14 protein-coding genes are annotated in these 13,663 nt (G+C 58.4%); 6 read left to right on the forward strand and 8 right to left on the reverse strand.

Annotated features, from left to right (window positions below; translation table 11 throughout):
* Window positions 1-20: 20 nt before the first annotated feature.
* From MWU39_RS13925 to MWU39_RS13945, 5 genes are all read right to left on the reverse strand, one after another.
* Window positions 21-800: a head GIN domain-containing protein gene (locus MWU39_RS13925; protein WP_247160839.1), complete on the reverse strand. Its 780-nt coding sequence runs from the start codon at window positions 798-800 to the stop codon at window positions 21-23.
* 160 nt (window positions 801-960) lie between these two features.
* Window positions 961-1,497 carry a CarD family transcriptional regulator gene (locus tag MWU39_RS13930; protein ID WP_247160845.1) on the reverse strand — a complete coding sequence of 179 codons (537 nt, stop codon included), beginning with the start codon at window positions 1,495-1,497 and terminating at the stop codon, window positions 961-963.
* Between the two features lie 312 nt (window positions 1,498-1,809).
* Entirely contained in the window at window positions 1,810-2,148 is a 339-nt protein-coding gene (gene fdxA, locus MWU39_RS13935) for a ferredoxin FdxA (protein WP_247160847.1), read from the reverse strand.
* A gap of 96 nt (window positions 2,149-2,244) precedes the next feature.
* Window positions 2,245-2,529 carry an RNA-binding S4 domain-containing protein gene (locus MWU39_RS13940; RefSeq protein ID WP_247160848.1) on the reverse strand — a complete coding sequence of 95 codons (285 nt, stop codon included), beginning with the start codon at window positions 2,527-2,529 and terminating at the stop codon, window positions 2,245-2,247.
* A complete protein-coding gene (locus MWU39_RS13945; protein WP_247161113.1) occupies window positions 2,526-5,081 on the reverse strand; it encodes a helicase-related protein in 2,556 nt (851 codons plus the stop codon). The genes MWU39_RS13940 and MWU39_RS13945 overlap by 4 nt, the downstream gene beginning before the upstream one ends.
* Before the next feature lie 287 nt (window positions 5,082-5,368).
* Here MWU39_RS13945 and MWU39_RS13950 point away from each other — a divergent pair, with 287 nt between their 5' ends.
* From MWU39_RS13950 to MWU39_RS13970, 5 genes are all read left to right on the forward strand, one after another.
* Complete coding sequence (locus MWU39_RS13950) at window positions 5,369-7,084, forward strand: M23 family metallopeptidase (RefSeq protein WP_247160849.1); 1,716 nt, start codon at window positions 5,369-5,371, stop codon at window positions 7,082-7,084.
* A 63-nt stretch (window positions 7,085-7,147) separates the two neighbouring features.
* Complete coding sequence (gene hemB, locus MWU39_RS13955; protein WP_247160852.1) at window positions 7,148-8,143, forward strand: porphobilinogen synthase; 996 nt, start codon at window positions 7,148-7,150, stop codon at window positions 8,141-8,143.
* Window positions 8,136-8,708 carry a GNAT family N-acetyltransferase gene (locus MWU39_RS13960; RefSeq protein WP_247160853.1) on the forward strand — a complete coding sequence of 191 codons (573 nt, stop codon included), beginning with the start codon at window positions 8,136-8,138 and terminating at the stop codon, window positions 8,706-8,708. Before hemB ends, MWU39_RS13960 begins: the two co-directional genes overlap by 8 nt.
* Window positions 8,701-9,258, forward strand: coding sequence for a GNAT family N-acetyltransferase (locus MWU39_RS13965; RefSeq protein WP_247160856.1), 558 nt, complete (start codon window positions 8,701-8,703; stop codon window positions 9,256-9,258). The genes MWU39_RS13960 and MWU39_RS13965 overlap by 8 nt, the downstream gene beginning before the upstream one ends.
* Before the next feature lie 2 nt (window positions 9,259-9,260).
* A complete protein-coding gene (locus tag MWU39_RS13970) occupies window positions 9,261-9,833 on the forward strand; it encodes a gamma carbonic anhydrase family protein (protein ID WP_247161115.1) in 573 nt (190 codons plus the stop codon).
* Between the two features lie 185 nt (window positions 9,834-10,018).
* On the opposite strand, the gene MWU39_RS13975 is transcribed toward MWU39_RS13970, so the two are convergent.
* Together MWU39_RS13975 and MWU39_RS13980 are read right to left on the reverse strand one after the other, a co-directional pair.
* Window positions 10,019-10,531, reverse strand: a complete 513-nt coding sequence (locus MWU39_RS13975) for a DUF1993 domain-containing protein (RefSeq protein ID WP_247160858.1) — start codon at window positions 10,529-10,531, stop codon at window positions 10,019-10,021.
* A gap of 49 nt (window positions 10,532-10,580) precedes the next feature.
* Window positions 10,581-12,176: a cisplatin damage response ATP-dependent DNA ligase gene (locus MWU39_RS13980; RefSeq protein ID WP_247160861.1), complete on the reverse strand. Its 1,596-nt coding sequence runs from the start codon at window positions 12,174-12,176 to the stop codon at window positions 10,581-10,583.
* Between the two features lie 89 nt (window positions 12,177-12,265).
* Between MWU39_RS13980 and MWU39_RS13985 the strand changes: the two genes are divergently transcribed.
* Window positions 12,266-12,568, forward strand: coding sequence for a hypothetical protein (locus MWU39_RS13985; RefSeq protein WP_247160862.1), 303 nt, complete (start codon window positions 12,266-12,268; stop codon window positions 12,566-12,568).
* A 25-nt stretch (window positions 12,569-12,593) separates the two neighbouring features.
* On the opposite strand, the gene MWU39_RS13990 is transcribed toward MWU39_RS13985, so the two are convergent.
* Window positions 12,594-13,625: a ligase-associated DNA damage response exonuclease gene (locus tag MWU39_RS13990; protein WP_247160864.1), complete on the reverse strand. Its 1,032-nt coding sequence runs from the start codon at window positions 13,623-13,625 to the stop codon at window positions 12,594-12,596.
* Window positions 13,626-13,663: the final 38 nt, after the last annotated feature.

Raw genomic sequence — 13,663 nt, forward strand, 5'->3', positions numbered from 1 at the left:
GGGACAAGCTGATGCGATAATTAGCTCTCTTCAAGAGCAACCGGCTCGGCTTCAGCCTCCGTGTCTGCGGAGGTCGGCGTGCAGTTCAGACTGCCCGAACCGAAACTGTTGAGGGTGCATTTGGCATTGCCTGTCACGTTGACATCGCCTGCTCCAGCGATGTTGGCTTCGACTTCGCCGTCGGATGCAAAACTGACGCTGCCCGATCCTCCGATGGATACCTCGGCATTTGTCGCTTTGAGACCGGCGAGATCGACATTCCCTGATCCGCCGATGGTCACTTCGAGCCGATCGGTAGTCCCGCTGCCTTTGATGTCGCCCGACCCGCCAATGCTGATTTCCAGCGTCTCAGTGGTGATTGAGTTCATGACGATCGAACCGGATCCGCCGATGACCAATTCCGGGTTCGCAGACAATGCGGCAGTCTCGACCGAACCAGAACCAGCGATGACGATGTTCTCTGGTGCGGGCATAGTGACACGCACAATTGCCGCGCCATCTTTGATTTCGAGATCGGGATCGCTAGTCACGCCAAGCGTATTCTCATCCAGAGTAAAGCGCAGCGCTGTTTCCGGATCATTCTCGACGGAAATTTCAAGCCCGTCACCTTCTGTTAGGATGACGGTTGCGTTGGTGGCGACCACCACTTCGGTTGGTGCTGCGTTGGCGGTATCAAGCTCTGCGAGAGGGACGCCTTCCTCACCATTGATCTTCATATCGATGTTGCCGCAGCCGGAAAGCGTGGCGCCCATGGCCAATGCCGCCAGCGGGGCGAGGCCTTTCAAAATCCGTTCGATCATTTGTGTGTCTCCACCTGAATACGAAATAGCGTATTGCTGATGTAATACACCAACAAGGCAAGTGCAAGTACCAGCTGCCATTTCGCTAACACACGATGCGAATCAAAAAGGGCCGCCCGACCGGGCAGCCCTTTGAATGCAGTCCGAAAGACTTACAGCTTTAGCCGTCGTCTTCATCGTTATCGTAATATTGCGGAGCGTGCTCGCGCAGTACATCAAGGATCTTCTCGAGAGCCGTTGCTTCGTCGGTCTCTTCCATCGCGCCAAGTTCGCGCGCAAGCCGGCTGGAAGCGGCTTCGAAGATTTGACGCTCGGAATAGCTCTGCTCTGGCTGGTCTTCCGGACGGAACAGGTCGCGGGTGACTTCGGCGATCATAACGATCTCACCAGAGTTGATCTTTGCTTCGTATTCCTGCGCACGGCGCGACCACATGGTACGCTTAACCTTGGGTTTGCCTTTGAGCGTTTCCATGGCTTCTTTCAGCGTCTTATCCGAAGACAGCTTGCGCATGCCGATCGACTCAACCTTGTTGGTCGGCACGCGGAGCGTCATGCGCTCTTTTTCGAAGCGAAGCACATACAGCTCAAGCTGCATGCCTGCGATCTCTTCATTTTGCAGTTCGATAACACGGCCAACACCGTGCTTCGGGTAAACAACATAATCTCCGACAGTAAAGGCGGGCGCATTGCTTGCCATGCGAATTCCTTTCATTCGGCCTTCCAAAACAGACACAGAAGGCGGCTTCGTTCGGCGCCCTACGAGCCTGTAAAACAGGCACGAGCACCGGAATAAAACCGTTCAAATCTATGATTGTTGGGCTGCGGCCTTTCTAGTTTTCATCGCCTGCGCCGGGACCAACCAGCGCGGTTGCATCATTATATAACATAATCGCAACAAAATTGCGAGTCTGATCAATAGGTACGCATCATCCCACCCCAGATGTGGAATCTAGCAAGCCGGTGGAACATTGATTTGTTGGTGAGGGCGGCCCGAATCGACCGCGCAAGTTTAATCGCCTTCGCCGGGTTCCGGGCTGAAGAATTTTTCAAACTTGCCCTTTTCGCCCTTGTACTCGTCCGCGTCGGCAGGCGGCTCTTTCTGGCTCGTGATGTTCGGCCATTCAGCCGAAAACTTGGTGTTCAGCTCAAGCCACTTTTCAAGGCCATCTTCGGTGTCTGGCAGGATTGCCTCTGCCGGGCATTCCGGTTCGCACACGCCGCAGTCGATGCATTCGCTGGGATTGATTACCAGCATGTTCTCGCCTTCGTAAAAGCAATCCACCGGACACACTTCGACGCAGTCGGTGTATTTGCATTTGATGCAGTCATCGGTGACGACGTAAGTCATAAAACAAGGCTCTCGGAAACAACGCGTACTTGAACGGGAGGTGCTATGGCGATTTCCCGAATTTGGTCAAGAGTGAGCTTGGTCCGGAATGTTACCTCAGCCTAGTTCGCGGTAATGCTGTTTGGCCGCTGCAGGCGACGCGCGACGCTGTGGGATGGCAAGCACTTCGACGATGCGAACCGTCTCGCCCTGAACAAACGTCAGCACATCGCCCACTGCAATGCCTTCGCTCACACGCTTCACATGTATGCGGTTGCGGCGAAATGAGTGGCCTTCGATCATGGCACAGGCGGCTGAGCGGGTGCGGGCAAAACGAAGGTAAACCAGCAGCCGGTCTAGCCGGATGGTCTCACCTTCATGTTCGCGCCCGCTTACGCTCATCCGCCAAGCAAGTCCGCCAATCCATCGAACGCGCCGCCCGCTTTTGCTGGGCCAGTGTCGCCGCGTTGTTTGGGTGGACGAGGTCCGCCTTTGCCTTTGGGTTTGCCGCGGCCACCTTTGTGCTGACCTTTCGCAGCGCTCTGCCTGTGTCTGTCTGGCTTGGCTCTGTTTTGCGCATCGCCTGGGCGGCGCGGGCGCCACGTCCAACTATCAGGCGCAGGAGGGCCATGAGCTGCCTCATCAAGCGCGCGAGCCCGTTGAACCTTAAAGCCTGCGCTACCGAGCAAGCGGCGAGCATTTTCTTCTTCGAGACCAATGGAGATTGGGAGGGCTAGGTTGAGACGGAAGCGTGGATTGCGATCTTTAGAGGTTGCATCGGTCGCCTTGGCGCGCGCCTCAAAAGCTGCTTTCAATATCTTCTCGGCCAGATCGACGCGGATCACTTGCGATCCAGCGGGACGGTAGCCGGCTGGCAATTGCTTTGTTTCCGCCAGAACCGGCAACATCGCTTCCTGAAGTGGTCGCTTGTCCAACCCAAGCGCATGCAGCAATTGCCGCGGCGCAGGCTTGAGCAACGGATGCGCAAAGATATCGAGCGCGCCAAACGTCACACCCAGTTTGCGAAGAAACGGGCGCATTTCTTTCGGAAGATGCTCAAGCCCCGCTTGTTCGCGGCTGACAACGCCGCGCGCATCGATCAATGTGATAAGAAGCGCCCGCGCTTGCGATCCCGCTTCAGGATTGCGTGCCGCCTCGGCCAATTTGCGTAAAGGCGCGAGCGGCTCAAGCTTTGCGCCTAACCATTCTGTCAGCCCGGCTTCGAGTTTGCCGCGTGCAGGCTCCGCAAGCAGCGCGATGTCGCGGGACAGGGTGAGCCGCGCTGCTGAAAAATCATCAGGCATCGTGATATCGGCCAGCGTGCTGCCCTGCCAACGGATCGCACCGCGTTCGATGGCAAGCTCTCCAATACCATCGCCGAGCAAGTATTCCGCGCGCTGCGCAAGGATCGCAGGCATTGCCTTCTCGCCCGCCGAAAGCAGCATTTTGCGATCGGCAAGGCCTGTTCCGGCGTCGACTGTGAAGCGAAAGCCTTCGAGCTTTCCGATCAATTCACCCTCAACGGTGATACGGCCATCCGCCTCAAGCGTTACAGGAAGTGCGCCGGCATCTTGCCCAAGCGATTTCATCAGTATTGTCGTCCTTCGATTGACAAAGCGTTCGGTCAGTCGCGTGTGCAGCGCATCGGATAGCTTTGCTTCGACTGCGCGGGCTCGCGCAGCCATTTCATCTCGTGCCAGAACCCAGTCCGGTCGCTGGCAGATATAGGCCCAGGATCGGATCGCGGCTATCCTTCCCTGTAAAGTATCGATGTCGCCGCCGGTCCGATCAAGCTCCGCAATGCGCGCCGCCACGAAATCCGCGCCGAGATAGCCTTCGCACAGATCCTGCCACAGCCGCGCAACGAAACGCGAGTGCGGATCGACCCCGATCTGCCGGAAATCGGGCAGCGAACATGCTTCCCAGAATCGACTGACCAGATGAGGGCCGCGCACGGTCTTCGCAATTGGGTCATCGGCAAGCCGTTTGAGCACCGCGAGATCAATTGCGGGCGGTGCTGACCGCAGCACATCGTGCCGCGGGCGGCTCTCGAGGTCTCCGATCAAGACTGGCAGACTGTGAAAACGTGGTTCGGCTTCGCGCCAGTGCAGTTTGGTCAGCGGCGCGAATTTGTGCTCTTCGATTGCAAAGACTTCTTCATCGCTGAACTCGAGCGGCGCGCCGGATCGTGTCCCGCCTCCGGCGAGCGTTCCGAAACTCCCATCGCGTTGATGCCGCCCTGCGCGCCCTGCGATCTGCGCCATTTCCGCCGGAGTGAGGCGCCGTTTGCGCCGCCCATCGAATTTGGACAACGCCGCGAAGGCGACATGATTGAGGTCGAGATTGAGCCCCATGCCGATCGCATCGGTGGCGACGATGTAATCGACTTCTCCATTCTGAAATAGTTCGACCTGTTTGTTGCGCGTTTCGGGCGACAACGCGCCCATGACCACCGCAGCACCGCCTCTGAAACGCCGGAGCGCTTCGGCCATGGCGTAAACTTGCTCTACTGAAAAAGCGACGACTGCGCTGCGAGGGGGGAGGCGCGAAAGCTTTGCGGTGCCGGAATGAGTGAGGGTGGAAAAACGCGGACGCTCAACCATTTCGACCCCTGGAATCAGGGCTTTGACGATCGGCTCTAACGTAGCCGAACCGAGGATCATCGTCTCTTCGCGGCCTCGTGCGTTAAGCAGTCGGTCGGTAAAAATATGCCCGCGTTCCGGGTCCGCACCAATCTGCGCCTCGTCAATCGCGACAAAGGCGTGGCCGCCCCCGCGCCGGTCCATCGCCTCCATCGTGCAGCAGAAATAGCGCGCGTTTGGCGGCTCGATCCGTTGTTCGCCGGTAATCAGTGCGACGGCATCGTCGCCTTTGATCGCGCGCACCCGGTCGTAAACCTCGCGAGCCAGCAATCGCAGCGGAAAGCCCATCATGCCGCTCGAATGGGCGCACATCCGCTCGATCGCGAGGTGAGTCTTGCCGGTATTAGTGGGGCCGAGCACCGCTCGCACACGTGAATTGCTCGAATTCTGGATCACAATAATCGGCTTGTGTCAGGCTTCGGGACAGGTCGCAATGGGCTCATTCGCCCCTCTGTCATCTATACGCATAAGCCCGTAGATCGGTCCACCGCAGCAACGAGTCATTTGGTCGCTGCTTAACGCGGTGTTTACTTTGTTTCCCCATGGATTTCAGCCAAAGACAGGCATCAAGAGCCGATTAAGGCACAGAGGATTTCGGGTTGGATCACGCACGTGACATCTCAGATGGCAACGCCGAACAGCAGGAAGAGCTGTTCGAGGCCGATCAGGATGCGCCTGAAACACCGAAGCTGGATGCGGCTACAATTGCTGGACTCGCGCACTACGTCGAGAATGCGGATAGGCCTGAGAGCACTTCCAAGCTGGGTGCGATGAAACAGAAGTTCCTTTCTGGTTCGGGCGGGTTCGCTGAGCGATATGACGGGTGGAAACGTTCCGCCAATGATTGGCTCGACACGGTCGATCTAGCGCCTGATCTTGCCGAAGATATTGGAAGCCGCCGGTGGTTCCGCGGGCTCGGCACTATGATTGGGCTGGGTGCGGTCGCGCTTATGTTTTGGCCCAGTATTGAGCCGCTTGAGGCGCGCACTGCGATGCCTGAAAGCGAAGAGATTCGAGACGAGTTTCGCAGCCAAATGATTATGCCGCTGGCGCTTGGCGCTGATAGCGGCCGCCGGATGGGCCCGACGGCTACGGTTATTCCGCTGGCTAGCGCACCGGAGCGGCCCCAGATTACACTGTTGGCAACGCTTGCTCCGGGCGACAGCTTTGCGAGCATGCTGCGCCGGGCCGGGGTTTCGGCCACAGATATTGGTCAAGTCAGCGCTCTGGTCGGTCAGGCGATGCCGCTTTCAGAAATCGAGCCGGGCACGCAAATGGACATTGTTTTGGGTCGCCGCTCCGAGGCAGGTGAGGCGCGTCCGCTGGATACTCTGAAGTTCCGCGCCCGTTTCGATCTTGAACTTGAAGTCGCCCGCCAGTCCGCAACCGAGCAATCGTCAGAAGGTGGCCTTCTTGCACTTCAGAAAAACGTGATCCGGGTCGATGATACGCCTTTGCGGATCCGCGGCCAGGTCGGCTCCAGCCTTTACCGATCGATGCGCGCTGCTGGCGTACCCGCCAGCGCCGTGCAGGATTACATCAAGACACTCGACGATCAGATCGACATGGATCGCCAAGTCCGTTCGACCGACGAATTCGATATCGTGTTGGCCTATCGCCGCGCTGCGACAGGTGAGCGCCAAGCAGGCCAATTGCTCTATGCGGGTATTGACCGGGATGGCACGCCGAAAACGCAGCTGATGCGTTGGGGAGACCAAGGTCGCTTTTTCGAGGCATCCGGAGTGGGTGAGCAGCGCAATGGCTTGGTTGCTCCCGTGCCAGGACCGGTATCATCGCGATACGGCATGCGCCGTCACCCAATCCTTGGCTATCGCCGGATGCATGCGGGCCTTGATTTCCGCGCGCGCCGCGGAACCCCTATCGTTGCGGTGACCGATGGCACGGTTACATCGGCAGGGCGTGCCGGCGGTTGCGGGATTGCCGTAAAGCTCAAACATGGCGGCAACCTCTCAACCAGATATTGCCATATGAGCCGGATGTCGGTGCGCAGCGGTCAACAAGTCCGGCGCGGTCAGGTGATCGGCTATGTTGGCTCGACGGGCCTCTCGACCGGGCCCCATCTTCACTACGAAATGTATCGCGGTGGGCGCTCGATTAACCCGGCCAGCGTCAAGTTCGTCACTCGAGCGCAGCTTTCGGGCACTGAACTGATCGATTTCAAACGCCAGCTGATCAAGCTGAAAGACATCGAGGTAGGGGCCGCTCTTGCCGACCTTGAAGCGCTACCGACCGAAGTTGAAGAACCCGAGCGCGAGATCGAAAAAATCGACTTGGCGGCGAGCTACGATAACTAGGCTGCATCGCTTACCTTTCTTGGCATTGCGGCGTCGCTGCAATTGCGGCTACACCTCGCGGCCATGACGGGAAAGTATCCAAATACGAGACTGCGCCGTACGCGCGCCAATGGCTGGAGCCGCGCGCTTCACCGTGAAACACTTCTCACGCCAACCGACCTTATCTGGCCGCTATTTGTCACCGAAGGCAATGGCGTCGAAGATCCGGTTGCAACGCTGCCCGGTGTTTCGCGGTGGTCGGTTGACGGAATCGTGGCGCGCGCGAAAGAAGCGGTTGATCTTGGCATCCCGGTAATCGCTCTTTTCCCGAACACTCTGAGGGAAAAGCGCAGCGATCAGGGGGAAGAGGCGCACAATCCCGACAATCTGATGTGCCGCGCGATCAAGGCGATCAAGGATGCCTGCGGCGATGATATCGGTGTGCTGACCGACGTTGCGCTCGATCCCTACACCAGCCATGGGCAAGACGGTTTGCTGAATGACGCAGGCTATGTCGTCAACGATGACACCGTCGCCGCGCTGGTCGATCAGGCGATCAATCAGGCCGAAGCAGGCGCCGATATTATTGCTCCGTCAGATATGATGGATGGCCGCATCCACGCCATCCGGATGGCCCTAGAAATGGGCAATCATCACAATGTCCAGATTATGAGTTACGCCGCCAAATATGCCAGCGCGTTTTACGGCCCGTTCCGCGATGCGGTGGGATCGGGCGGCTTGCTGAAAGGTGACAAGAAAACCTATCAGATGGACCCGGCCAATTCGGACGAAGCACTGCGCGAAGTCGAGATGGATATTGCCGAAGGCGCGGACAGCGTCATGGTGAAGCCCGGCCTTGCCTATCTCGACATTATTTACCGTGCGAAACAGCAATTCGGCGTGCCTGTTTTCGCCTATCAGGTGAGCGGCGAATACGCGATGATCGAGGCGGCTCAGGCGGCTGGCATAGGAGACCGTGACGCGCTTTTGATGGAGAAATTGATCGCGTTCAAACGCGCCGGTTGCTCCGGCGTTCTGACCTATCACGCGCCGGCTGCTGCGCGCATTTTGAATGGCTGAATTCCGCCACGAGACGGAGCGTTTGATCCTGCGCGATTGGCGTGATGAGGATTGGGCGCCGTTCTGGAAGCACCTCAACACGCCCAATGTCATGCGGCATCTTGGCGGGCTGGCCGATGAAGCGACCCGCAAAAGCGCGCAGGAGCGTTTACTCAAATATAACAGCGATGCCGGCCACACATTCTGGGTGGTCGAGCGCAAATCGGACGGCGGACATTTGTCCGGCGAAATCCTTGGCTTTTGCGGGTTGAAGCGTTGCAACGAACCCGAGGGCCCGATTGGCGATATGGAGGCCGGATGGCGCCTTCGCGAAGATGCCTGGGGCCATGGTTATGCCAAAGAAGCGGCGCAGGCTTCGCTCGCTCTGGCCTTTAAACGTTTTAATGCGCCGCATGTCATTGCTTTGACTGTCGAAGAAAACGTTCCAAGCTGGGGCCTGATGATCAAGCTCGGCATGACACGGCGCAGCGATCTGGATTTCCCCGATAGTGTCAGCTGGGCGAAGGGCGAAACCATCATCGTGTACCGGATTGAACGCGGCGAATGGGATGCGCTGAATGGGTGATCTGGTGTTTGAAACGGATCGCTTGATCCTGCGCAAGATCAGCGAAGGTGATGCTGTGTTGCAAGACCGTTTCCTGAACACGCCCGCCGTGATGGAGCATCTGGGCGGAGTGATCGAACTGCACGAGATCGAGGCGAAGCATGCCAAAAGTATGGGCTGGTTCGCCCGCGAAGGCTTCGGCTTTATGATGATGATAGAGAAGGCGACGGGCGATCTGGTGGGCCATTGCGGGATGAAGCGGGTCGACAATCCGCTCGCGCCAAATGTCGGAGACTACGAGATTGGTTGGCTGGTGCGCGAGGATCGCTGGCGGCGCGGATACGCGCATGAGGCCATGCGCGCTGTTCTCGATTGGGCATTTACGTCCATCGGTGCGCCGCATGTCGTTGCGCTGACAAGTGACGCCAATGTTGGCAGCTGGAAACTGATGGAAAAGCTCGGGATGGAGCGCCGCAAAGACCTCGACTTTTCCGATCCGGCCTATCCGCCCGAAGACAATCCAGCGATTCAATATTCGCTCACCAAAGAGCAATGGGAGACAACCCGATGACCATGACCGATCCGCGATTTCCGGGCGCGAATATCATTTCGATCCACGGCAAGACGCCGAAAATTCACGATACTGCCTTTATCGCGCCGGGATCGACGATCATCGGCGATGTGGAGATCGGAGCGGGTAGTTCGATCTGGTACAATTGCGTGGTGCGCGCCGATGTCTTCACCATTCGCATTGGCGAACGCAGCAATGTTCAGGATGGCAGCGTCCTGCATTGCGATCCGCCGCGCCCCGGCGATGAAGAAGGCTCTCCGCTGATCATCGGCGACGATGTTCTGATCGGGCATATGGCGATGGTGCATGGCTGCACGATCCATAATCGCGGTTTTGTCGGCCTCGGCGCGATTGCGATGAACAAATCGGTGATAGGCAGCGATGCGATGCTGGCGGCGGGCGCGATGCTGACCGAGCGCAAGATTATGGGTGAGCGTGAGCTATGGGCGGGCCGTCCGGCCAAGCGTCTGAAGGAACTAGGCGAGGGCGCGATTATGGGCATGAAAGTCGGCACCGCGCACTATGCCGAAAATGCCAAACACCATGCCGAGGCGGTGCGAAAAGCGATGGAATAAATGTAGGACACACATGACAAATCGCCGATCTGTCATGCGGTGCCTACAGGGCCAAATCATTGAAATTCAATGGAACCTGCGTGTAGGATACAGGTGACAACTTCCCAACTTTATGGCGAGATCGACGATGTCAAAGAGCACCGTCGATCTTGCATTTTCGTGCCGAGTAGGAAAGCGCGCCTGCCTCAACCCGGCATTTTCGAGACGTGTTTCATCATGTGCGGCATGAAATCGATTTTGCCGATGTCCAGCCCTTCCATCCGCAAAATCGCATAGGCCGTGGTGAGGTGGAAATAGAAGTTCGTCAGCGACCAGTCCTGCACATATTGCTCGGCTGTCAGCGTGAATTGCATGCCGTTCGGTAGATCTACCACAAGTGTCTCGTCCGCCGGAACCAGCTCTGATGCGTCAATGCTGTCGAGCAACGCTTTCGTCTCTTCGATGGCAGCCTGCGCGCCCGCGATCGTCGTTTCATTGTCATCGCGTGATGCAAATTCGCGTTTCGTCAGACGGGGCAAAGCTTCGCCTGGAAGGTTTGCGACAAAGCGGATTTGCGTCGCCAATGGATGCATGTCGTCGGCCAGCTTGGATTCGAGCAGCGCATCACCTTTCGGATGCGCAGCGGCCTTGGCCAGCAGGCCCGACATTGTGTCGAGGCGCGAACGGTAAACGGCGATGGATTGATCGTAGAGTGTCATGTGATTTCTCCCTTTCCGCCGAAATAGCAATTCCGTTGCAAATTACAACTTAATCTCTGATGAGCGACCGCAAGACCTCGATCCGGTCTGCCTCATGCACCGGCTTGTCCCATCGGATGCGGTGGATGCGGGGGAAACGCATCGCGAGGCCGCTTTTGTGGCGCTTTGATGTGTGGACGCTGTCGAAGGCCACTTCGAATACTAACGTCCGTTCCACTTCGCGCACCGGGCCAAAGCGGTTTAGCGTCGTCTGGCGCACCAGCTTGTCGAGCTTCTTCAACTCCGCATCGGTAAAGCCGGAATAGGCCTTTCCAACCGGCAGCAGTTCGGCGCCCGCATCGGGATCACCATCCCAGCACCCGAATGTGTAGTCCGAGTAGAAACTGGAGCGCCTGCCGCTGCCGCGCTGCGCATACATCATCACGCAATCGATCAGCAGCGGATCGCGTTTCCATTTGTACCAGTACCCGACCTTGCGACCTGCGATGTAGGGGCTGTCGCGGCGCTTGAGCATAAGGCCTTCGATCGCATCATCGCGGGCGCCTTCACGAATTTCGGCAAGGTGCGCGAAGTCGCGTGCTTCGACTATGGCCGAGATATCGAAGTGATTTTCCGGTAGGCGCGGCATGAGCGCTTCGAGCGCATTGCGGCGCCCGCCCCATGGCTGTTCTCGCAGATCCTCGCCCTCGACAATCATAGCATCATAGAGCCGCACAAAGGCCGGCGCTTCGGCGAGCATTTTCTTCGACACGGTTTTGCGGCCAAGCCTTTGCTGAAGCGCGTTGAAACTGGCCGCGCCGCCTGCTTCGCCGCCTTGAGAGGTTCCGCGGACAAGCAACTCGCCATCGAGCACTGCGTCCATTGGCAGCACATCGAGCAGTTCGGGGAAGGTTGCGGAGATATCGTCGCCGCTGCGGGAATAGAGCCGCGTTTCCCCTGCAACTTGCACCAGCTGAACGCGGATACCGTCCCATTTCCACTCTGCGGCATATTCCGCCAGATCGACCTCGGTCTCTTCGAGCGGATGGGCCAGCATAAACGGCCGGAATAGTGGGCGGTTTGAAACGTCCGGCGGATCGGCGCCATCGGCGGCCCAGGCGAACAACTCCGGATAGGGCGGTTCCAAAGCGTGCCAGTATTCTTCCACTTCATCGACTGACACATCAAACGCCTGCGCGAATGCAGTCTTTGCCAACCGTGCAGAAACACCGATCCGCATTCCTCCGGTCGCAAGCTTGATCAGGGCAAACCGGCCATTGGGATCAAGCTGGTCCAGAAGTTTGGGCAGTTCTTGCGAGGCCGTGTTCCGGTTCATCGCGGCCAGCATGTCGACCGTTTGTGCAACGCTTGGCTCCTCGCCCGTGGGTTGCTGCGGACCCGGCCAAAGCAAGCTGGCGGTTTCCGCAGTGTCACCCACGAAATCGCGGCTAAGCGTCCACAAAACGGGATCAACGCGGTCTTTCATCAGATTTCGGATGGTCGAGGATTTGACCGCGGGAAAATCAAGCTCGCCCGTAATCGCCGCCAATGCGTAGCCGCGATCGGGATCGGGCGTCTCGCGCAGATATTCCGCGATCAAAGCCAGCTTTCGATTGCGGCTGGTGGTGTAGACGAGCGTGTCGAGCAAGGCTGCGAAACGGATCATGACTTGCCCGTGCTTGCTTCATCGCGCAGACATGAAGGCGCTCTAAAGCCAGCGCACTGTTTCAAGATACCAAAGAAGGAAGTCCCTCGATGAAAGCCCCATTGCTCGCCGCCGCCCTGACACTCGGCCTGACCGTAAGCCCTGCGATGATGACTGCCGCCTCCGCTCAGGAAAAGGCCGCATCGTTCTCTACCGATACGCCGATTGAGCAGCTTGTCGCCGATAAGCGTGCCAAGACTGTGCTCGACAAGCATATTCCGAACCTCGACAAGCATCCTGCCTATGGCCAGTTTAAAACGATGAGCCTGAATGCGGTTGCCCCGTTCTCGCAAGGTGCGATCACGCCGGAAATGCTGGCCAATATCCAGAAAGACCTTGCCGCGATCAAATGATCCGGCGGCGGAGCGGGGAGGGTGATCAGTCATCCTCTTCCTCCCGCCCGACCAGAGCCAGTGCGCGCGCTTTGCGCTGGCCAAGCTCGCACCAACGCAGCAGCGCTTCCTCGCGGCCATGGGTGATCCACGTCTCTTGCGGATTCACCTCCTCGATTGTTCGCGTCAACTCGTTCCAGTCGGCATGGTCTGAAATGATCAACGGCAATTCGACACCGCGTTGACGCGCTCTGCCGCGCACCCGCATCCACCCGCTCGCCATGGCGGTGATGGGATCGGGCAGACGGCGTGACCATGTGGTGTTCATCGCGCTGGGCGGCGCGACAATGATGTGCCCGCGCATATCGTCCTTCGCGGCATCGCTGACGAGCCGCAATTCGCCCAGATCAACGCTGTGCTCTTCATAGAGGCGGCACATCTTTTCCATCGCGCCGTGGAGATAGATCGGCTGGTGGTGCCCCGCCGCGCGGAGCTCCGCGATCACACGCTGCGCTTTGCCCAAAGCATATGCGCCCACCAAGACCGAGCCATCCGCGCTTTGCTCCAATGCTCCGGTCAGCTTCGCCATTTCATCTGCAATCGGCGGGTGCGTGAACACGGGCAGGCCAAATGTCGCCTCGGTGATGAAGATGTCGCACGGGGTCACTTCGAACGGAGCGCAGGTCGGGTCGGCGCGGCGTTTGTAGTCGCCGGTTATGACGACCCTCTCGCCCGCATGTTCCAGCAGGATTTGAGCCGAACCCAGCACATGCCCAGCGGGAATGAAGGTCGCATCGACCCCGCCTTTCAGTCGGATCGTTTCGCCATAAGCGCACGGCACAGCTTTGGATGGAATTTCACCAGTCCCGTCCTCCGCGCCGGTTTTGTAGCGCAGCTCCATGATCGCAAGCGTTTCCGGCGTGGCAATCGTCTCGCCATGTCCGCCGCGCGCGTGATCTGCATGGCCATGGGTGACAAGCGCCCGATCCACCGCGCGGCCCGGATCAATCCACACATCGGCAGGCACAATATGCACGCCCCACGGTTCGGGGCGGATCCATGAGAATGGCGCGGTCATAATGAGAGAACCGGGAAAGCGCCCAATCCGTTCCGCAA

Origin of the sequence: Erythrobacter sp. F6033, from assembly GCF_023016005.1 — a bacterium.
Lineage (GTDB): Bacteria > Pseudomonadota > Alphaproteobacteria > Sphingomonadales > Sphingomonadaceae > Erythrobacter.

Bases quoted from the DNA above. Each gene is read 5' to 3' on its own strand.
- hemB (WP_247160852.1), top strand. From the start codon at position 7,148: ATGACGGGAAAGTATCCAAATACGAGACTGCGCCGTACGCGCGCCAAT.
- MWU39_RS13940 (WP_247160848.1), bottom strand. From the start codon at position 2,529: ATGAGCGTAAGCGGGCGCGAACATGAAGGTGAGACCATCCGGCTAGAC.
- MWU39_RS13930 (WP_247160845.1), bottom strand. From the start codon at position 1,497: ATGGCAAGCAATGCGCCCGCCTTTACTGTCGGAGATTATGTTGTTTAC.
- MWU39_RS13925 (WP_247160839.1), bottom strand. From the start codon at position 800: ATGATCGAACGGATTTTGAAAGGCCTCGCCCCGCTGGCGGCATTGGCC.
- MWU39_RS13945 (WP_247161113.1), bottom strand. From the start codon at position 5,081: ATGTGCGCCCATTCGAGCGGCATGATGGGCTTTCCGCTGCGATTGCTG.
- MWU39_RS13980 (WP_247160861.1), bottom strand. From the start codon at position 12,176: ATGATCCGTTTCGCAGCCTTGCTCGACACGCTCGTCTACACCACCAGC.
- MWU39_RS13975 (WP_247160858.1), bottom strand. From the start codon at position 10,531: ATGACACTCTACGATCAATCCATCGCCGTTTACCGTTCGCGCCTCGAC.
- fdxA (WP_247160847.1), bottom strand. From the start codon at position 2,148: ATGACTTACGTCGTCACCGATGACTGCATCAAATGCAAATACACCGAC.
- MWU39_RS13985 (WP_247160862.1), top strand. From the start codon at position 12,266: ATGAAAGCCCCATTGCTCGCCGCCGCCCTGACACTCGGCCTGACCGTA.
- MWU39_RS13965 (WP_247160856.1), top strand. From the start codon at position 8,701: ATGGGTGATCTGGTGTTTGAAACGGATCGCTTGATCCTGCGCAAGATC.
- MWU39_RS13990 (WP_247160864.1), bottom strand. From the start codon at position 13,625: ATGACCGCGCCATTCTCATGGATCCGCCCCGAACCGTGGGGCGTGCAT.
- MWU39_RS13960 (WP_247160853.1), top strand. From the start codon at position 8,136: ATGGCTGAATTCCGCCACGAGACGGAGCGTTTGATCCTGCGCGATTGG.
- MWU39_RS13970 (WP_247161115.1), top strand. From the start codon at position 9,261: ATGACCGATCCGCGATTTCCGGGCGCGAATATCATTTCGATCCACGGC.